Genomic DNA, 19,071 nt, shown 5'->3' with positions numbered 1-19,071 from the left:
CTGGCACGTGTGTGTCGTTGTGCGCTTTTTTTGGCTGAAAGGAGTAAAAAAATGGCGACAGGAAAGTCCTGCTCTCGCTGGTTTGCGGCTATGGCGGCCTTATTGATGGTGGTTAGCCTGAGTGGGTGTTTTGATAAAGAAGGCGATCAGCGCAAAGCGTTTATCGACTTCCTGCAGAATACGGCGATGCGTAGCGGTGAACGTCTGCCGACGCTGACCGCCGATCAGAAAAAACAGTTTGGGCCTTTTGTCTCTGACTACGCGGTAATTTACGGCTACTCGCAGCAGGTGAGCCAGGCGATGGATGCTGGTCTGCGCCCGGTGGTGGACAGCGTCAATGCTATCCGTGTCCCACAGGACTATATGACCCAGCGTGAGCCGCTGCGTCAGGCGAACGGCGCGCTGGGCGTGCTCAGCCAGCAGCTGCAGAATGCGAAAATGCAGGCCGATGCCGCGCATAGCGCTCTGAAGCAGGCTGACGATCTCAAGCCGGTCTTCGATCAGGTCTACGCCAAGGTCGTAACGGCGCCAGCCGACGCGCTGCAGCCGCTGATCCCGGCCGCGCAAATCTTTACCCAGCAGCTGGTTCAGGTGGGGGATTTCGTCGCTCAGCAGGGGACTCAGGTGAGCTTTGTGGCCAACGGCATTCAGTTCCCAACCTCGCAGCAGGCCAGCCAGTACAATACGCTGATTGGGCCGCTGGCGGCGCAGCATCAGGCGTTTAATCAGGCATGGACGGCGGCGGTGAACGCCACGCGTTAATGCCTCATCTGGCTGACGTTGGCTGCGGCGAACGATCAGGCTGACGGAAAAGATGCAAAAAGAACCCGGGGAGGGCGGTTGCCGCCGTTACCCGGGTTTTTTTATGGCTTATTTTACCTGCGGATTAACGCAGTTTTTCTCTACATTACCGTTCAGGGCATCGATCAGGTTGTCCACCGCGCAGGCCGCCATGTTGTAGCGCGTCTCATGGGTGGCGGAGCCGATATGCGGCAGCGCGACGACGTTCGGCAGCCTCAGCAGCGGCGAGTCTTTTGCCAGCGGTTCGTGTTCGAACACATCGAGACCGGCAGCATGAATTTCACCCGCCTGCAGGGCGGCGATCAGCGCCTGCTCGTCCACTACCGGGCCACGCCCGGCGTTAATGAAGATGGCGGAAGATTTCATTTTGGCAAACTGCGCCTGACCGAACAGATGGTGGGTCTCTTCGCTCAGAGGCAGGATCAGGCAGACAAAATCGGCTTCCTGCAGCAGGGTATCGAGATCGCAATAGCGGGCGTTGAAGCGTTCTTCTGCCTGCGGATGCTGGCGGCGCGCGTTATACAGAATCGGCATGCCGAATCCATAGTGGGCGCGCTGCGCCAGCGCCATACCAATGCGGCCCATGCCGACGATACCTAAGGTTTTATGGTGCACGTCGCTGCCGAACCAGTCTGGCCCAATGCTCTTCGTCCACTCGCCCGCTTTGACGCGCTCCGCCACTTCCACCACCCGGCGCGCGGTGCTCAGCACCAGCGCCATGACCGTATCGGCGACGGTCTCGGTCAGCACGGTCGGAGTATGCATCAGCAGCACCCGGCGGGCGTTCAGCGCATCGACGTCGAAGTTGTCATAGCCAACGGAAACGGTGGAGGTCGCACGCAGCTTCGGCATCTTCTCCAGCAGCGCGGCGTCAACCTTTTCACTGGAGCCCAGGAGGCCTTCAGCCTGGGCGAAGGCCTCTGCGTGCTGCGAAACGGTCTCCGGCTGCAGGTTTTTCACCTGGGTGACGGAAAAGTGTTCCTCCAGACGCTGTAACAGGTCGTCGGGAAGCGTTTTATAGAGAATGACAGACGGCTTCATGCGAATCTCCGTAGTAGAAATAGTTCAGGCGTGATGAGCGCCAAGCGGAAGGTTTTGATTATTAGCAGGCTTAACAATCAAAGTCAGCAATACTGAGGCGAAAAGCGCCACCCCCATAAAAATATAGGAGGCTGCGGGGCTGCCGGTGGCACCGTTCAGGTAGCCGACAAACCACGAGCCGCAGAAGGAGCCCAGAGCGCCCATACTGTTGATCAGCGCCATGGCGCCTCCGGCGACGTTGCGCGGCAGCATTTCCGGAATAATGGCGAAGAAGGGACCGTAAGGCGCATACATTGCCGCACCGGCCACCACCAGCAGGGTGTAAGAGACCCAGAAATGATTGGCGCCGACCGCCCAGGAGCCGATGAAGGCCAGTCCGCCAATCAACAGCAGCGGCCAGACGAACAGTTTACGGTTCTGCATTTTATCGGACGCCCAGGAGACGACGATCATGGCGATAGTGGCCGCCAGATAAGGAACAGAAGAGAGCCAACCCACTTCCACCATCCCCATATTTTCACCACCGCTACGGATAATCGACGGCAGCCACAGTACAAAACCGTACACCCCGATACTCCAGGCAAAGTACTGTGCGCAGAGCAGGACCACGTTGCGGGAGCGGAAAGCCTCGCTATAGTTACGCACCGCCTTGATGCCTTGCTGCTCACGATCCAGTTGTTCCTGCAACGCGGCTTTTTCACTCTCCGCCAGCCAGTTAACCTGCGACGGTTTGTCTTTCACCAGCACCCACCAGCAGAAGGCCCAGATCACCGCCGGCACCCCTTCGATGATGAACATTTCCCGCCAGCCGAAGGCCTGAATCAGGTAGCCAGAGACCACCGACATCCACAGGACCGTCACCGGGTTACCGAGGATCAGGAAGGTGTTGGCGCGAGAGCGTTCTGATTTGGTGAACCAGTTGCTGATATAGATCAGCATCGCCGGCATCACCGCGGCTTCAACGACGCCGAGGATGAAGCGGATAGCCGCCAGCGCCGGGATATTATGCACAATACCGGTCAGCGAGGCGCAACCGCCCCACAGGATCAGGCAGATAAAGATCAGTTTGCGAACGCTGCGGCGCTCCGCATAGATAGCGCCGGGGATCTGGAAGAAGAAGTAGCCAAGGAAGAACAGGGCTCCCAGCAGGGAGGAGATCCCCTTGGTGATGCCCAGGTCTTCGGTAATGCCTGCCGCGGAGGCGAAGCTGAAGTTGGCACGGTCGAGGTACGCCAGGCTATACGTGATAAACACGATAGGCATGATATACCACCAGCGTTTCGTTGCATTTGTTGAGCTATTCATAGGCTTGCCTCTGTCAATGAGGTGACATCCGTCCGTCGAAACGGACGCTGCTGTGCCGCGCTGCAGGTAGGGTACAGGACGGCTGTTATTGTTGCGTATAAATGTTATTCGCCCAGCGCGTCGCGGGTGGGCAGCCCCTCGCTGTCGCCCTGGACCTGAATCGCCAGCGAACCGATTTTATTGCCGCGGTTCACCGCCTGAAGCAGGGTTTTGCCTTCCAGCAGGGCGCTAATCACCCCGACGGCAAAGCCGTCGCCGGCGCCGACGGTATCGACGACGTTATCGACTTTAATGGCATCAACCGTTCCCTGTTCGCCGCTGGCGCTCTTGAACCAGGCGCCGTCGCAGCCGGTTTTAATGACTACCGCCTTGACGCCGCGGGAGAGATAAAAATCGGCGATCCCTTCCGGGGTCTGCTGGCCGGTGAGAATCACGCCCTCTTTTAAGCCTGGCAAAACCCAGTCAGCCTGGAAGGCGAGACGGTTGAGTTTCTCCACCATCTCGGCTTCGCTTTTCCACAGCACCGGGCGCAGATTGGGGTCGAAAGAGAGGGTTTTTCCCTCGGCTTTCATGACCTTCGCCGCATGCTCCAGCAGCGCATATGAGCTTTCAGAGAGCGCGGCGGCCACGCCGCTCAGGTGCAGATGGCGGGCGCTGGTGAAGTAGTCGGCGCGAAAATCGTCCGGCGACAGATGGCTGGCGGCAGAGCCTTTGCGGAAATATTCCACAATGGGATCGGTTCCATTTTCGACTTTCGATTTCATCTGGAAACCGGTAGCGAAGCGGTTGTCGATGGCGACAGCATGGCTATCGATCCCCTCTTTCGCCAGCGATTGCAGTACGAAGCGGCCAAAGCTGTCGTTGCCGACGCGGCTGACCCAGCCGACCTTCAGACCCAGGCGCGCCAGGCCGGTGGCGACGTTCAGTTCGGCGCCGGCAACGCGTTTCATGAAATGCTCCACCTCGGCCAGATCGCCGGTTTCGGTGGCGACAAACATGGCCATAGCTTCGCCGATGGTGATGACATCTAAATTTTCCACGGCTTAATCCTCGCGTAACAGGTTGACGTAGCGGCGGGTCACGGCCGTCAGGTCATGGCCAGTCAGCGGAAACTCGATTCCACGCGGCGCGTCGGCGGGAAGATTATCGAGCAGGGCCAGCCAGCGATCGGCGGCCTGATCCGGCGGTACCGCGCGGAATTTCTCATGATGGGGCTCCGCGGCTTTCACATGAATATAGCTGACCGCCGGCGCAAGGTGACGTGCCGCCTCTTCCGGCGAGTCGCCGACCCACAGCCAGTTGCCCATATCAAACGTTAAGGTGATCGGCAGCTGATTGACCCGGCAGGCGGCTTTGAAGCGCTGCATCGGCGCCAGCTGGCCGCAGTCGGTCTGGTCATTCTCTACCACCAACGCCATGCCGCTGTCGCTGAGGATATCGCGCAACTCATCCAACTGCTGATTGTGGAGGAAATGGCCAAGGGAGAGCTTCAGCCACAGGGCATTCAGGGTTTGCGCTTCCGCGAGCAGCGCCGGGAGTTCCGGGTTGAGCTCGCCGTTATCGGCGAACAGCGCCTGCGGCACGGAGTAGCAGGCCAGCAGGCCGTGGCGCTCAATGGTGGCCGCCAGCGACGGCAGAGCGTTGAGCTCTTCCGAGCTGCACAGCTCACGGCGGATTTCGACGCCGTCCGCACCGGCGTCGGCGATAAACGGCAGGACGGCGGCCTGGCCGCCTAAGGATTTAACATGGTCATTACCATACGCAGCGGTAACGACAATAATTTTTCTGGCCATCGCGCTCTTACTCCCGGCGTTTGTTGCTTAATCTCCTTAATACGCTAGATGGTATCGGTTCCATAAGAAAGGGCGAGATGTTTAATTTATGATCGGCATCACGAAGGATCGTTAACGGGAGGTTGATCCGCGGACGATAAGCTCGCCGGAGAAGACCCGCTCGCGGATGGGGTCGTTAGTGCCGGCAATGCGCCGAATCACCTGTTCGACCGCGGCGTAGCCGATCTGCCACGTCGGCTGTTTGAGGGTGGTAATACCGACGCCAGCCAGCTCCGCCCACTCCAGTTCGTCGAAGCCCAGCAGGCCGATATCGCTCCCCCAGATCAGGCCGACGCGCTTCAGAGCGCGGGCCACCTGCAGCGTCAGGGCGCCGTTGGCGGAGATGACCGCTTTGCGCATCCCGCGGTGGCGAGCATGGAACTGGCGCAGGACGTTGTCCATCATCGCGCCGTCGTTGAGCTGCACTTCGGCGTTTTCAGCCACCACGCCGTGGTGACGAGTGAGGGTAGTGCGAAAAGCGCTCAGACGCTCGCGGCGGGTATTCACCGAGCCCAGCGGTTCGCTGAGAAACAGGATGGCCTCAAACCCTTTCTCCACCAGGTGTTCGGTGGCGGTGGTGGCGGCCTGGGCGTTATCAAGCCCGACCACATCGCAGGCGAAATCGGGAATTTTACGGTCAATCAGCACCATCGGCAGGGCTGACTGCTGCAGGCGGTTCAGGCCATCCTCACGCATACCGACCGCGTTGACCACGATGCCTTCCACCTGGTAGCTGCGCAGCAGGTCGAGGTAGTGCAGTTCCTGATCCAGCTCGTTATTGGTATTACACACCAGAAGGGTGAAGCCTTTTTCCCGGCAGGCCGCTTCAATGCCGCTCAGAACATTGACCGAGTAGGGGTTGGTGATATCGGCGATGATCAGGCCAATAAGGCGGGTTCGGCCGTGCTTGAGGCCGCGGGCCATCAGGCTGGGGCGGTAGTCGAGTTCGGCAATGGCTTTTTCAATACGTGATAACAGATCGTCGGAAAGCAGATGCTTCTCGCCGTTGAGATAACGTGAAATGCTGGTTTTGCCGGTCTTTGCGGCTTTCGCCACATCGCTGATAGTTGCACGCGCCGCTTTCGCCATGGTGGCTTCCTTTGCTGAAAATCTGCCAACACATTAGCGCGAAAAATAGCGATATCAAGCATTTTGCCCGGCAGAGCGGCTGCCGGGCGACATGAGGATGCGCTTACTGTAGCGGGCTGAGGGTAATTTCCACGCGACGGTTCTGCGCTTTGCCTTCCGCCGTATTGTTGCTGGCGATAGGATTCGCCGGCCCCATGCCGGTGGTGCGAATGCGGTTGGCCGCCACGCCCTGCGTGATCAGCGCGCTGGCGACGCTGTCTGCACGCTGTTGCGACAGACGCATATTCAGATCCTTGCTGCCGGTGCTGTCGGTGTAGCCGACGACGTTAACAGCGGTTTTCTCGTACTCTTTCAGCACCATGGCCACGCCGGTCAGGGTGTTGGCGCCGGCCGGCTTCAGGTTGGCGCTGTTGCTGTCGAAGGTGACGTTATTCGGCATGTTCAGCACGATATTGTCGCCATTTCGCGTCACGCTAACCCCGGTTCCCTGCATCTTGTCGCGCAGCTTCGCTTCCTGCACGTCCATGTAGTAACCAATGCCGCCGCCGAGCGCCGCGCCTGCCGCTGCGCCAATCAGCGCGCCTTTGCCGCGGTCATGTTTGGAAGAGGAGAGCGCGCCGACGCCAGCGCCCACTAAGGAGCCAATACCTGCGCCAATACCGGATTTACCTGCTTCACGTTCACCGGTATAGGGGTTGGTGGTGCAGCCAGAAATGGCCAGAGTGCCGCTGACCAGCGCCGCAATCATAAGTACGCGTTTTTTCATTTAATGTCCTTAATCCTTTTTATTCTTTGTCACAGCGAACGTGACGGTTGATTATGACGCGTGATTACGTAGAAAATTCCCCGGATACCATCTCATTTTGTAAATAACATTGAACGGTTGCCCATCACGCCGTCATGACACCTGCATTCGCTGACCAGGAGCCACCCTTGCCAACCTCATCTGCAACCAAAACCATCTTAACCGCCGCCCACTGGGGACCGATGCTGGTGGAAACGGACGGTGAAAACGTCCTCTCCTCCCGGGGCGCGCTGGCGACACCGTTTGCCAACTCGCTGCAAACGGCGGTGCGCGATCAGGTCCACAGCAAAACCCGCGTGCGCTATCCGATGGTGCGCAAAGGCTTCCTTGCTTCACCGGAAACGCCGCAGGGGGTCCGCGGTCAGGATGAATTCGTGCGGGTGAGCTGGGATCAGGCGCTGGATTTGATTGATGCCCAGCATCGGCGGATCCGCGAAAGCTACGGTCCGCAGTCGATTTTCGCCGGCTCCTACGGCTGGCGTTCTAACGGCGTGTTGCATAAGGCGGCGACACTGCTGCAGCGCTACATGAGCCTGGCAGGCGGCTATACCGGCCATCTTGGCGATTACTCCACCGGCGCGGCGCAGGCGATCATGCCTTACGTCGTGGGCGGCAATGAGGTGTATCAGCAGCAGACCAGCTGGCCGCTGGTGCTCGAGCATAGCGAGGTGGTGGTGCTGTGGAGCGCCAATCCGCTGAACACGCTGAAAATTGCCTGGAACGCCTCCGACGAGCAGGGGATCCCGTGGTTCGACCGGCTGCGCCAGAGCGGCAAGCGCCTGATCTGCATCGATCCGATGCGATCGGAAACCGTCGATTTCTTTGGCGATTCGATGGAATGGATCGCCCCGCATATGGGCACCGATGTCGCGCTGATGCTGGGGATCGCCCATACGCTGGTGGAAAATAGCTGGCAGGATGATGCGTTTCTTACCCGCTGCACCAGCGGCTACGATATTTTTGCCCGCTATCTGACCGGCGAAAGCGACGGCGTAGCGAAAACCGCTGACTGGGCGGCGGCGATCTGCGGCGTGGAAGCGGATAAGATCCGCGAACTGGCGAAACTTTTCCATGAAAACACCACCATGCTGATGTCTGGCTGGGGCATGCAGCGCCAGCAGTATGGCGAGCAGAAGCACTGGATGTTGGTCACCCTGGCCGCCATGCTGGGGCAGATTGGCACCCCGGGAGGCGGGTTTGGTCTTTCCTACCATTTCGCCAACGGCGGCAACCCGACGCGCCGCGCGGCGGTGCTGGGCTCAATGCAGGGAAGCGTCGCCGGGGGCGTAGACGCGGTGGAGAAGATCCCGGTCGCGCGGATCGTCGAGGCGCTGGAGAATCCGGGGGCGGACTATCAGCACAACGGCATGGCGCGTCGCTTCCCCGATATTCGCTTTATCTGGTGGGCCGGCGGGGCCAACTTTACTCATCATCAGGACACCAACCGATTGATTCAGGCCTGGCAGAAACCGGAGCTGATCGTCATCTCCGAATGCTTCTGGACCGCCGCCGCGCGCCATGCCGATATCGTCCTGCCGGCGACCACCTCGTTTGAGCGCAACGATCTGACCATGACCGGGGATTACAGCAATCAGCATCTGGTGCCGATGAAGCAGGTGGTCGCCCCGCGAGATGAAGCGCGCGACGATTTCGCAGTCTTTGCCGACCTCAGCGAACGCTGGGAAGCGGGCGGCCGCGAGCGCTTCACTGAAGGGAAGAGTGATTTGCAGTGGCTGGAGACCTTCTATCAGATGGCCGCCCGGCGCGGCGCCCAGCAGCAGGTGACGCTGCCGCCGTTTGCCGAATTCTGGCAGGCTAACCAGCTGATTGAGATGCCGGAGGAGCCGGAGAATGCCCGTTTTGCCCGCTTCGCCGCCTTCCGCGACGATCCGCAGGCCAACCCGCTGAAAACGGCGAGCGGTAAAATTGAGATCCACTCACCAACCATCGCCGCCTTTGGCTACGCCGATTGCCCGCCGCACCCGATGTGGCTGGAGCCCGACGAGTGGCACGGCAACGCCGAGGCAGGGCAGCTGCAGCTGCTGTCGGCCCATCCGGCACACCGTCTGCACAGCCAGCTGAACTATACCGCGCTGCGCGAACGCTATGCCGTCGCCGGACGCGAACCGTTGACCATCCATCCGCAGGATGCGCAGGCGCGCGGGATTGCCGATGGCGATTTGGTGCGGGTGTGGAACGCCCGCGGTCAGGTGCTGGCCGGCGCCGTGGTGACGGAGGGGATCCGCCCGGGAGTGATTTGCCTGCATGAAGGGGCATGGCCCGACCTGGATCCGCTGGTGGGCATCTGCAAAAACGGGGCGGTGAACGTCTTAACCAAAGATATCCCGACATCCCGGCTCGGCAACGGCTGTGCCGGGAACACCGCCCTGGCGTGGCTGGAGAAATATACCGGCCCGGCGCTGCCGCTTACAGCATTTGATCCGCCGGCCAACGCATAATCCACGTCGGGTGCTGAGTATCGTCCTGCCATGCGCAGTCTTCAATCCGGAAGCCCTGCGCATGGTAGAAACTGACCGCCGATTCGTTCTTCTGGTAAACCTCAAGGCTAAGCCAGGCGTAGTGCTGTTTGACTTCATCCAACAGCGCCTGGCCAATGCCCTGGCGGATGGCGTCCGGCGCGACAAACAATGCGCCGACGAAGCGGGAGTCCAGCACGCTAACAAAGCCTTTTAATACTCCGTCGCGCTCCCAGACCCAGGTGCTGGCGGCGGGAAGATAGACATCCCGTACCACCGCGATGCTGTCGCGCCAGTAACTTTCGCTGATAAAGGGATGAGCATGAATCGTGCTGTCCAGCCACAGCGCCAGCAGCGGAGCGGTATCTTTAGTGTCCCACTTGCGGATCATCCTGACCTCCAGGGTGACAGAAGCAGCCGGTGACATGGTCGTTGACCAGCCCACAGGCCTGCATAAAGGAATAACAGATTGTCGAGCCGACAAATTTAAAGCCGCGTTTTTTCAATGCCTTCGATAGCGCATCTGAGGCCGGCGTCGTGGTGGGGATTTCCGCCAGCGTCGCGGCGCACGTTACCTGCGGCTCATTGTTGACGAAGGACCAGACAAAATCAGTGAACGACTCGCCATTTTCTTCCATCGCCAGGTAAGCGCGGGCGTTGCCGATAATGGCCTGAATTTTTCCCCGATGGCGAATGATGCCGGCATTCTGTAGCAACTGCTCGACATCATCTTCCCCCATCGCTGCCACGCGTACCGGGTCGAACTGGTGAAAAGCCTGGCGGTAGTTCTGCCGTTTTTTTAACACGGTGATCCAGGACAAACCGGCCTGCTGGCCCTCAAGGCAGATCATTTCAAACAGCTGACGGCCCTCTTTTTGCGCCACACCCCATTCGGTATCGTGATACTCGATATATAACGGATCCTGGCTCACCCATCCGCAACGTTGCATTGATATTTCTCCCTCTACGCTAAAAAAGTGAACGCCCGGCTTGACGGCTGAAAGATAAAGATAATAGTTAATACAGGGAAATCGTATCCCCAAAAAAAACACAGCAATATTGCCGATTCGGCTCTTTTCTGGAGTCGCATTAATGATAATAAAGAAATGCAATGGCCTCCGGGGCTTCTTGATCCCGGCGAGCATATCCGTCTGGGTGTTGTGTGTCTCTGGAGCGAATGCCTGGCAACAGGAATATATCGCTATCGATACAAAAAGTAATACGCCGGAACGCTATACATGGGATAGCGATCACCAACCACGTTACGAAGATATTCTTGCTGAGCGGATGAAGTCCTCAGAGACGCCCGGCGGGCTGGCATTAAACCAGGCGCTGGCACCACCGGACAGCAGTCGTGGTCAGAGCGTCGGCTGGAATTATCTGCTGGCAAATGGCATGACCTCCGGGCCGGTGGCCAGCCTGCGCAGCGATGTCACCGCGCCGGTGACGAGAAGCGCGGGCGAGACGGGGTATGTCAACACGCTCGGCTGGCGCATGGATTATCAGTCGCTGTGGGGCGTACATCCCTGGGCTCAGGTGAGCTATAACCAGTCGCTCGCCAGCGATGCCTGGTCGCCGACGACCCGCGCCAGAGAAGGCGGCTGGAGTGATGTCACCCTGGGGGCCGATATGCAGTTGGGATCCCACGTGGCAGCATGGGCGACGCTGTCGCAGGCGGACAATGTCCCATCGGGGGAAAATACGCTCTATCTGATGGGCGTCAGCGCCAACTTTTAACCCGACATTGTTACGCGTTTGAAACGACACGGTTATTGTTAAATCTCAGTAATGGCGCATTTCTGTGAGATAGCGCACACTAACTTTTTGCCTGAAATTCGCGGAATGAATGTTTTGCAATGTCATTCGTTCCGCCATTAATGCATTTCATTCCCTGCTGATGGCAGTTCATGCCTTTTTTCCCCACAGGATGAGGGGCCTTCGCTATTGTGGCGGCAGTTAATTTATCAGGACAACTGCTATGAACGCTGCAAACCGTCAATCGACCCGCTGGCTTACGCTAATCGGCACTATCATCACCCAATTTGCTCTCGGTTCGGTCTATACCTGGAGCCTGTTTAATAGTTCGCTGTCTGACAAACTGGGCGAGCCGGTTAGCCGGGTGGCTTTCTCCTTTGGCCTGCTGAGCCTCGGGCTGGCGCTCTCCTCGTCGGTTGCCGGGAAACTGCAGGAGCGCTTTGGCGTTAAGCGCGTCACGATGGCCTCCGGGATCCTGCTCGGTCTGGGCTTCTTCCTGACCGCGCACTCCAGCAGCCTGATGATGCTGTGGCTGAGCGCGGGCGTGCTGGTGGGGCTGGCGGACGGTGCCGGTTATCTGCTGACGCTGTCGAACTGCGTGAAGTGGTTCCCTGAACGTAAAGGGCTGATCTCCGCTTTCTCCATCGGTTCCTATGGTCTCGGCAGCCTGGGGTTCAAATTCATTGACTCCCATCTGCTGGCCACCGTCGGTCTGGAAAAAACCTTCGTCATCTGGGGCGCTATCGTGCTGGTGATGATTGTGTTTGGCGCGACCCTGATGAAAGATGCGCCGAATCATACGGCGACCACCGCGGCCAATGGCGTGGTAGAAAACGACTTCAGCCTGGCGGAATCAATGCGCAAACCGCAGTACTGGATGTTGGCGGTGATGTTCCTGACGGCCTGCATGAGCGGTCTGTACGTGATTGGCGTGGCGAAAGATATTGCCCAGGGGATGGTCCACCTGGATGTCGCCACGGCGGCAAACGCGGTCACGGTTATCTCGATTGCTAACCTCAGCGGCCGCCTGGTGTTAGGCATCCTGTCCGACAAAATCTCCCGCATTCGTGTGATTACCATCGGCCAGGTGGTGTCGCTGGTGGGGATGGCCGCGCTGCTGTTCGCCCCGCTGAATGCCATGACTTTCTTCGCCGCCATCGCCTGCGTCGCCTTTAACTTCGGCGGCACCATCACCGTCTTCCCGTCACTGGTGAGTGAGTTCTTTGGCCTGAACAATCTGGCGAAAAACTATGGCGTGATTTATCTGGGCTTTGGTATCGGCAGCATCTGCGGCTCTCTCATCGCTTCACTGTTCGGCGGCTTCTACGTGACTTTCTGCGTGATCTTCGCCCTGCTGATTCTGTCGCTGGCGCTGTCCACCACCATTCGTCAGCCGAAAGGCAGAGTCTATAGCGAGGCGCATGCCTGAAACCTGCAGCGTGAAACGCGCCCCTGGTTAATCCCCTAAGCAAATAGTGCCAATCCAGCCAAATGTTTTGTAAATGTTTGGCTGGATCACATTCCCTCCTGATACTTTTCCCGTTCCCTGTGGTCTACTTATCGCGCTTTGTAGAGGTTTCTGATAACCAACCCTAACGCACCCTATTAGCCTACTGACTCGTGCCACAGCGTCAGGCGGTGTTTTATTCTTCTTTTTCCAGGTTTGCTTGCATGAAATATATTAGAACGATGACGCAGCAGAAGCTTAGTTTTTGGCTGGCGCTGTACATCGGCTGGTTTATGAACGTCGCCGTTTTTTTCCGGCGTTTCGATGGCTATGCTCAAGAGTTCACTTTCTGGAAAGGGCTTTCCGGTGTCGTTGAACTGGTTGCCACGGTCTTTGTCACCTTCTTCCTGTTACGTCTGCTGTCACTGTTTGGCCGCCGCATCTGGCGCATTCTGGCGACGCTGATTGTCCTGTTTTCCGCCGCCGCCAGTTACTACATGACGTTCCTCAATGTGGTGATTGGCTACGGAATTATCGCCTCGGTGATGACCACCGATATCGACCTGTCGAAAGAGGTTATCGGCTGGCACCTGATCCTCTGGCTGGTGGTGGTGAGTGCGCCGCCGCTGCTGTTTATCTGGAGTAACCGCTGCCGCCATACGCTGCTGCGCCAATTGCGCACCCCAGGCCAGCGGGTTAAAAACGTGCTGATCGTGGTGCTGGCCGGACTTATTGTCTGGGGCCCCATCCGCCTGCTTGAGCTGCGTCAGCACGATGTGGAGCGCCATTCGGAAGTGGATATGCCCAGCTACGGCGGGGTGATCGCCAACTCCTACCTGCCATCAAACTGGCTGTCGGCGCTGGGGCTGTACGCCTGGGCGCAGGTGGATGAATCCTCGGATAATAAATCGCTAATTAACCCGGCGAAGAAGTTTACCTACGTCGCCCCTGAGGGACTTGATGACACCTACGTGGTATTCATCATTGGCGAAACGACCCGCTGGGACCATATGGGCATCCTCGGCTATAGCCGCAACACCACGCCAGAGCTGGAGAAAGAGAAGAATCTCGTCGCCTTCCGCGGCTACTCCTGCGATACCGCCACCAAGCTGTCGTTGCGCTGCATGTTTGTGCGTCAGGGCGGGGCGGAGGATAACCCGCAGCGGACGCTCAAAGAGCAGAACGTCTTTGCCGTGCTTCATCAGTTGGGCTTCAACGGCAATCTCTATGCCATGCAGAGCGAGATGTGGTTCTACAGCAACACGATGGCCAACAATATCGCCTACCGCGAGCAAATTGGCGCCGAGCCGCGCAACCGCGGCAAGAGCGTTGACGATATGCTGCTGGTGGAGGAGATGAAGCGCGGTATGGCGCAGGACAATGCGTCAGGTAAGCATCTGATCATCATCCACACCAAAGGCTCTCATTTTAACTATACCCAACGCTACCCGCGCAGCTTTGCCCAGTGGAAGCCGGAGTGCGTCGGCGTTGACAACAAGTGCTCGAAAGCGGAGCTGATTAACTCCTACGATAACAGCGTGACCTACGTCGATCACTTTATCGTCAGCGTCCTCGACCAGCTGCGGGATAAGAAAGCGATTGTGTTCTATGCCGCCGATCATGGGGAGTCGATTAACGAGCGTGAACACCTGCACGGAACGCCGCGCAAGATGGCGCCGCCGGAGCAGTTCCGCGTGCCGATGATGGTGTGGATGTCGGATAAATACCTGGAGAACCCCGATCACGCCGCCGCGTTTGCCCATCTGCAGCAGCAGGCCGCGATGAAGGTGCCGCGCCGTCACGTTGAGCTGTATGACACCATTATGGGCTGCCTCGGCTATACCTCGCCGGATGGCGGGATCAATGAGAATAACAACTGGTGCCGCTGGAAAAAGTAAGGCACAGATTTTATTTTCAGATTCTCGGGTCTGTTTTCCCTTCCTGAGCCCAGGATAAGCTAATCCCTCGCCGGCTGACGTCGCGCGAGGGATTTTTTTCGCACAGTGGACGTGTCTGGCAGGTTGCCTCTTCTTCTTTGATTACCCTCCAGTTTCCTTGCTTCCCCTGTGCTCGAACTTTTCATGGAGAGAAAGGATGAAGGTGATAAAGGGGTTGGCCTTGCTGTGCCTGTTGATGCTCGTGGGCTGCCAGTCTGAGGAAGAGACCAGCCAGTTCCTGCTGGCCTGTAAATACGATGCGCCGGCGACGATCGAAGCCATGCTGAATAACGGCATTGATGTGGATGGTCAGGATAAAACCGGCTTAAGTGGCCTGATGGTCGCTGCCGCGGAAAATCGTCGCGATGTAGTGGCGTTACTGCTTAAGCGTCAGGCGAAGCCGAATCTCCAGACGCGCCAGGGCGTGACGGCGCTGATGTTGGCGGCGGCGCGAGGCAGCGATACCGCGATTATCGGCGATCTTCTCCAGGCGGGAGCGGCGGTGAATCAGACCACCATCGAGAAGAGCACGCCATTGATGTCCGCCATTGCCGACGGCGGTGACGTCAGAAACGACTATCAGCATATTCTGGCGATGAAAAAGCCCGATGCGCCTGTCGAGGAGGAGAGCACGCTGGATAAAATCGTCGGCGCAACGGCGGCGAAATCGCTGGCGACGGGTAACCGCGCGCTGATGACCGAAGACATGGCGTTACAACTGGCACCCGGCGCGTTTAAGAAGAACGTCGACGAAATTGTGGCGCTGCTTATCAGGCACGGGGCGGACGTGAAGGCCGTCAATGCTTCAGGGGAATCGGCCTTTTTCCTCGCGGTCGATCACGCGCGTTCGGCGGAAACCATCACGGCGCTGGCCAACGCCGGGGCGGACACCAGCCTGGCGGATAAATCCGGCACCACTCCGCTGATTCTGGCGGCGGCGGGGGATGATCCCAATCTGGTGCTGGCGCTGTCGGCCTCCGGTGTGGAGGTGGATAAGCCGAACCGTGAAGGGCTCACGGCGCTGCAGGTGGCGGCGGGTCAGGGGTCGCCTGCGGTGATCGCGGCGCTGGTGCAGCGCGGGGCAAAGGTGGACCAGCTCTCCGCCAACGACCTCAGCCCGCTGATGCTGGCGGTCAAAATGAATAATAAAGCCAGTGTCGAGGCGCTGCTTGAGGCTGGCGCCAGCGTCAATCTGAGCAATAAGGCCGGCTATACGGCGATTGGCTACAGCCGGGCCGACGAGGTTCGCCAGCTGCTGCTGGCGCAGCATGCTGAGCTGAAGGGGCAGGCCGCGCATATGGCGCAAAGCGAACTCCAGTTTTGTGCCAATGCCTTTGCCGACAAGCTGGCATACAGCGACATCGCCCGCGCGGTAAATAACGATACCCGCCCGGACATCATGCGCCATCAGCAATCCTGTCCGGAGCTGGGGGAACTGACGATGCTGCTGGGGGAATTTAAATTCAACCCGGCGGGCTCGACCTATCTCGGTGAGCCGGTGACCTGTAAGGTATCCGAGTATCGCAAAGCGTTTGAGGTGAGCTGCCGCTGAAAACAATGACCAACCGGCGATTCGCTGCTCAGGCTGCTGAGTTTCTCGCCGGTTGAGCGATTTTTTGAAAATAAGGCATTGACGGGTAGGCATCCCAGCAGTAAGATGCGCCCCGCATTCGGTGATTGGCGCAGCCTGGTAGCGCACTTCGTTCGGGACGAAGGGGTCGGAGGTTCGAATCCTCTATCACCGACCAAATTCGAAAAGCCTGCTCAACGAGCAGGCTTTTTTGCATCCGTAGCCTGTGAGGATGAGAACCTCCGGGGGCAGAGGTTCGACTCGAGCGAAGCGAGAGAACGTTGCGACAGCAACGGCCCGCAGGGCGAGCCACGAAGTGGCGAGTCATCCTCTATCACCGACCAAATTCGAAAAGCCTGCTCAACGAGCAGGCTTTTTTGCATCTGTAGCCTGTGAGGATGAGAACCTCCGGGGGCAGAGGTTCGACTCGAGCGAAGCGAGAGAACGTTGCGTCAGCAACGGCCCGCAGGCGAGCCACGAAGTGGCGAGTTATCCTCTATCACCGACCAAATTCGAAAAGCCTGCTCAACGAGCAGGCTTTTTTGCATCTGTAGCCTGTGAGGATGAGAACCTCCGGGGGTAGAGGTTCGACTTGTGTTCCGTAGGCCCGCGCAAGCGCAGCGCCGCCGGGCATTATCCGTGTGCTACCGGCCAAAAATTCCACCAGAATCACAATTAACGTCTTTACCCACGTTTCCAGCCAGCTATTCGCTATTTTGTGACATCTTCCATTGCATTTTTTTATCGATGAACAGATCTTTTTTCGCGAAGCTTATGGCTAAATGTAGCATTTTCCGCTGTGCGCTTTAACGTTCGCGCTATTAATCGCTCACATATTGGTCACACAGCAAGAAATTTTTCTCATTTGTTGGAATTGTTTCCCTCTGCGTGTTGCAAATTATTAAGGTCTTTATTCTGCTTATCGGCCCGTAGCATAAATTTCTCTGCTGAAAATAGCGCCTTGAAGTTTTTTTAATCTTTGCCTGCCGTTTCTCACGCTGGATGTAAAACCCGGCTGGCTGTATTGACGTTTCCCCATTCTGTTGACAGATTGTAGGGCATGAGGGGCATTTCATGGAGAATCCGTACTGCAACTCAGTCGTTTTTGCGAAAGGAATCCCCATCTCTCTCTACGCCTTCGGGCACCACCGACTGGACCGGGTATATTCTAAATAGTTCGAGCTGCGGAAAGGCGGCAAGTGTACGAGCTCCCCTGAGCATAGATAACGATGTGACTGGGATGATCGAGCGCAGCCAACGCATCCGTCGTTTGAAATAGGACGAATAAAAATAAATAAAGGTCCGGCGGATATATGCAAACAACATCACAGTTTTGGAGCAGAATAATGAGTATTTCCTTGAAGAAATCAGGGATGCTGAAGCTTGGTCTGAGCCTGGTCGCCATGACCGTCGCCGCCAGCGTGCAAGCGAAAACCCTGGTTTATTGTTCTGAAGGCTCGCCGGAAGGCTTTAACCCACAGCTCTTCACCTCTGGCACCACCTATGACGCCAGTTCCGTACCGATCTATAACCGCCTGGTCGAATTTAAAACCGGTACGACGGAAGTTATTCCAGGGCTTGCTGAGAAATGGGAAGTCAGTCCTGATGGCAAAACCTATACTTTCCATCTGCGTCAGGGCGTGAAGTGGCAAGATAATAAAGACTTCAAACCAACCCGTGACCTGAACGCCGATGACATCGTGTTCTCCTTCGATCGCCAGAAGAATACCAATAACCCGTACCATAAAGTTTCTGGCGGCAGCTATGAATACTTTGAAGGGATGGGTCTGCAGGACCTGATTAGCGAAGTGAAGAAAGTGGACGATAAAACCGTCCAGTTCGTCCTGACTCGCCCGGAAGCGCCGTTCCTCGCTGACCTGGCCATGGACTTCGCCTCTATCCTCTCGAAAGAGTATGCCGATAACATGCTGAAAGCCGGCACGCCGGAAAAAGTGGACCTCAATCCTATCGGTACCGGCCCATTCCAGCTGCTGCAGTACCAGAAAGATTCCCGCATTCTGTATAAAGCCTTCCCGGGCTATTGGGGTACCAAGCCGAAGATCGATCGTCTGGTCTTCTCTATCACCCCGGATGCTTCCGTGCGCTATGCCAAGCTGCAGAAAAATGAGTGCCAGGTGATGCCGTACCCGAACCCGGCGGACATCGCGCGCATGAAGGAAGATAAGAACATTACCCTGCTGGAACAGCCGGGCCTGAACGTCGGTTATCTCTCCTTCAACACTGAGAAGAAACCGCTGGACGACGTCAAAGTTCGTCAGGCGCTGACCTACGCGGTTAACAAAGAAGCGATCATCAAAGCCGTTTACCAGGGCGCAGGCCAGGCGGCGAAGAACCTGATCCCGCCGACCATGTGGGGCTATAACGACGACGTTAAAGACTACACCTACGACCCGGAGAAGGCGAAGCAGTTGCTGAAAGAAGCGGGCCTGGAAAAAGGTTTCACCATCGACCTGTGGGCGATGCCGGTACAGCGTCCGTACAACCCGAATGCCCGCCGTATGGCTGAAATGATCCAGGCGGACTGGGCGAAAGTCGGCGTCCAGGCCAAGATTGTCACCTATGAGTGGGGTGAGTATCTGAAGCGGGCGAAAGCGGGCGAGCACCAGACCGTAATGATGGGCTGGACCGGTGACAACGGGGATCCGGATAACTTCTTCGCGACCCTGTTCAGCTGCGCCGCGGCGAAAGACGGCTCCAACTACTCGCGCTGGTGCTATAAGCCGTTTGAAGATCTGATTCAGCCGGCCCGCGCTACCGACGACCACAACAAGCGTATTGAACTGTACAAACAGGCTCAGGTAGTGATGCATGACCAGGCTCCGGCGCTGATCATCGCCCACTCCACCGTCTATGAGCCGGTGCGTAAAGAAGTCAAAGGCTATGTGGTGGATCCGCTGGGCAAACACCACTTCGATAACGTCTCCGTCGAATAATAAGCACGATGCCTGACCCCCTCTCCCCGCGCGGGAGAGGAAGGGGGCGTATTCCCGC

The 19,071-nt window shown here is 57.8% G+C and carries 15 protein-coding genes, 1 tRNA gene and 2 other RNA genes; 10 read left to right on the top strand and 8 right to left on the bottom strand.

Annotation, left to right across the window (positions count from 1 at the left end):
- Nucleotides 1–51: 51 nt before the first annotated feature.
- On the top strand, nt 52–762 hold the full coding sequence (locus CWM58_RS11445; RefSeq protein ID WP_061152995.1) for a DUF3053 domain-containing protein: 711 nt from the start codon (nt 52–54) through the stop codon (nt 760–762).
- A 108-nt stretch (nt 763–870) separates the two neighbouring features.
- Here CWM58_RS11445 and ghrB read toward each other — a convergent pair whose 3' ends face one another.
- From ghrB to CWM58_RS11415, 6 genes are all read right to left on the bottom strand, one after another.
- Nucleotides 871–1,842 (bottom strand): glyoxylate/hydroxypyruvate reductase GhrB, encoded by a 972-nt coding sequence (gene ghrB / locus CWM58_RS11440; protein ID WP_061152996.1) that lies wholly within the window; start codon nt 1,840–1,842, stop codon nt 871–873.
- A gap of 24 nt (nt 1,843–1,866) precedes the next feature.
- Nucleotides 1,867–3,147, bottom strand: a complete 1,281-nt coding sequence (locus tag CWM58_RS11435) for an MFS transporter (protein WP_061152997.1) — start codon at nt 3,145–3,147, stop codon at nt 1,867–1,869.
- Nucleotides 3,148–3,251: 104 nt separating this feature from the next.
- Nucleotides 3,252–4,187, bottom strand: coding sequence for a sugar kinase (locus CWM58_RS11430; RefSeq protein WP_002921921.1), 936 nt, complete (start codon nt 4,185–4,187; stop codon nt 3,252–3,254).
- Between the two features lie 3 nt (nt 4,188–4,190).
- Entirely contained in the window at nt 4,191–4,940 is a 750-nt protein-coding gene (locus CWM58_RS11425; RefSeq protein ID WP_100680951.1) for a sugar phosphate isomerase/epimerase family protein, read from the bottom strand.
- Between the two features lie 111 nt (nt 4,941–5,051).
- The gene (locus tag CWM58_RS11420) at nt 5,052–6,068 is read right to left on the bottom strand and encodes a LacI family DNA-binding transcriptional regulator (protein ID WP_100680950.1); all 1,017 of its coding nucleotides are present in this window, start codon (nt 6,066–6,068) and stop codon (nt 5,052–5,054) included.
- A gap of 103 nt (nt 6,069–6,171) precedes the next feature.
- Nucleotides 6,172–6,834, bottom strand: coding sequence for an OmpA family lipoprotein (locus CWM58_RS11415; RefSeq protein ID WP_100680949.1), 663 nt, complete (start codon nt 6,832–6,834; stop codon nt 6,172–6,174).
- Nucleotides 6,835–7,001: 167 nt separating this feature from the next.
- On the opposite strand from CWM58_RS11415, the gene CWM58_RS11410 reads away from it, so the two are divergent.
- A complete protein-coding gene (locus tag CWM58_RS11410; RefSeq protein WP_061153001.1) occupies nt 7,002–9,332 on the top strand; it encodes a molybdopterin guanine dinucleotide-containing S/N-oxide reductase in 2,331 nt (776 codons plus the stop codon).
- Here the strand turns inward: CWM58_RS11410 and CWM58_RS11405 are convergent.
- Both CWM58_RS11405 and tag read right to left on the bottom strand, forming a co-directional pair.
- On the bottom strand, nt 9,301–9,741 hold the full coding sequence (locus CWM58_RS11405; RefSeq protein WP_061153002.1) for an N-acetyltransferase: 441 nt from the start codon (nt 9,739–9,741) through the stop codon (nt 9,301–9,303). The genes CWM58_RS11410 and CWM58_RS11405 overlap by 32 nt on opposite strands.
- The gene (tag, locus tag CWM58_RS11400; protein WP_061153003.1) at nt 9,719–10,300 is read right to left on the bottom strand and encodes a DNA-3-methyladenine glycosylase I; all 582 of its coding nucleotides are present in this window, start codon (nt 10,298–10,300) and stop codon (nt 9,719–9,721) included. The genes CWM58_RS11405 and tag overlap by 23 nt, the downstream gene beginning before the upstream one ends.
- Before the next feature lie 205 nt (nt 10,301–10,505).
- Between tag and CWM58_RS11395 the strand changes: the two genes are divergently transcribed.
- From CWM58_RS11395 to dppA, 8 genes are all read left to right on the top strand, one after another.
- Nucleotides 10,506–11,087, top strand: a complete 582-nt coding sequence (locus CWM58_RS11395; protein WP_162678233.1) for an autotransporter outer membrane beta-barrel domain-containing protein — start codon at nt 10,506–10,508, stop codon at nt 11,085–11,087.
- A 241-nt stretch (nt 11,088–11,328) separates the two neighbouring features.
- Nucleotides 11,329–12,534: an MFS transporter gene (locus CWM58_RS11385; protein WP_100676319.1), complete on the top strand. Its 1,206-nt coding sequence runs from the start codon at nt 11,329–11,331 to the stop codon at nt 12,532–12,534.
- Between the two features lie 242 nt (nt 12,535–12,776).
- Nucleotides 12,777–14,450 (top strand): kdo(2)-lipid A phosphoethanolamine 7''-transferase, encoded by a 1,674-nt coding sequence (gene eptB / locus CWM58_RS11380; protein WP_061153006.1) that lies wholly within the window; start codon nt 12,777–12,779, stop codon nt 14,448–14,450.
- Between the two features lie 196 nt (nt 14,451–14,646).
- Nucleotides 14,647–16,041, top strand: coding sequence for an ankyrin repeat domain-containing protein (locus CWM58_RS11375; protein ID WP_100680948.1), 1,395 nt, complete (start codon nt 14,647–14,649; stop codon nt 16,039–16,041).
- A gap of 119 nt (nt 16,042–16,160) precedes the next feature.
- Nucleotides 16,161–16,237, top strand: a tRNA-Pro gene (locus CWM58_RS11370).
- A gap of 34 nt (nt 16,238–16,271) precedes the next feature.
- Nucleotides 16,272–16,403, top strand: a non-coding RNA gene (locus CWM58_RS11365) — RtT sRNA.
- A 34-nt stretch (nt 16,404–16,437) separates the two neighbouring features.
- Nucleotides 16,438–16,568, top strand: a non-coding RNA gene (locus CWM58_RS11360) — RtT sRNA.
- A gap of 837 nt (nt 16,569–17,405) precedes the next feature.
- The gene (dppA, locus tag CWM58_RS11350; RefSeq protein ID WP_061153008.1) at nt 17,406–19,013 is read left to right on the top strand and encodes a dipeptide ABC transporter periplasmic-binding protein DppA; all 1,608 of its coding nucleotides are present in this window, start codon (nt 17,406–17,408) and stop codon (nt 19,011–19,013) included.
- Nucleotides 19,014–19,071: the final 58 nt, after the last annotated feature.

The sequence above is a fragment of the Klebsiella sp. H-Nf2 genome (genome assembly GCF_002806645.1).
Lineage (GTDB): Bacteria > Pseudomonadota > Gammaproteobacteria > Enterobacterales > Enterobacteriaceae > Klebsiella > Klebsiella variicola.
Note: the sequence above shows the minus strand (reverse complement) of the source record. Positions and strands in the feature narration are given on the sequence as shown.

Coding starts and splice junctions, on each gene's coding strand:
- CWM58_RS11435 (WP_061152997.1), bottom strand. CDS start 3,147: ATGAATAGCTCAACAAATGCAACGAAACGCTGGTGGTATATCATGCCT.
- CWM58_RS11425 (WP_100680951.1), bottom strand. CDS start 4,940: ATGGCCAGAAAAATTATTGTCGTTACCGCTGCGTATGGTAATGACCAT.
- ghrB (WP_061152996.1), bottom strand. CDS start 1,842: ATGAAGCCGTCTGTCATTCTCTATAAAACGCTTCCCGACGACCTGTTA.
- dppA (WP_061153008.1), top strand. CDS start 17,406: ATGAGTATTTCCTTGAAGAAATCAGGGATGCTGAAGCTTGGTCTGAGC.
- CWM58_RS11375 (WP_100680948.1), top strand. CDS start 14,647: ATGAAGGTGATAAAGGGGTTGGCCTTGCTGTGCCTGTTGATGCTCGTG.
- CWM58_RS11405 (WP_061153002.1), bottom strand. CDS start 9,741: ATGATCCGCAAGTGGGACACTAAAGATACCGCTCCGCTGCTGGCGCTG.
- CWM58_RS11415 (WP_100680949.1), bottom strand. CDS start 6,834: ATGAAAAAACGCGTACTTATGATTGCGGCGCTGGTCAGCGGCACTCTG.
- CWM58_RS11420 (WP_100680950.1), bottom strand. CDS start 6,068: ATGGCGAAAGCGGCGCGTGCAACTATCAGCGATGTGGCGAAAGCCGCA.
- tag (WP_061153003.1), bottom strand. CDS start 10,300: ATGCAACGTTGCGGATGGGTGAGCCAGGATCCGTTATATATCGAGTAT.
- CWM58_RS11385 (WP_100676319.1), top strand. CDS start 11,329: ATGAACGCTGCAAACCGTCAATCGACCCGCTGGCTTACGCTAATCGGC.
- eptB (WP_061153006.1), top strand. CDS start 12,777: ATGAAATATATTAGAACGATGACGCAGCAGAAGCTTAGTTTTTGGCTG.
- CWM58_RS11445 (WP_061152995.1), top strand. CDS start 52: ATGGCGACAGGAAAGTCCTGCTCTCGCTGGTTTGCGGCTATGGCGGCC.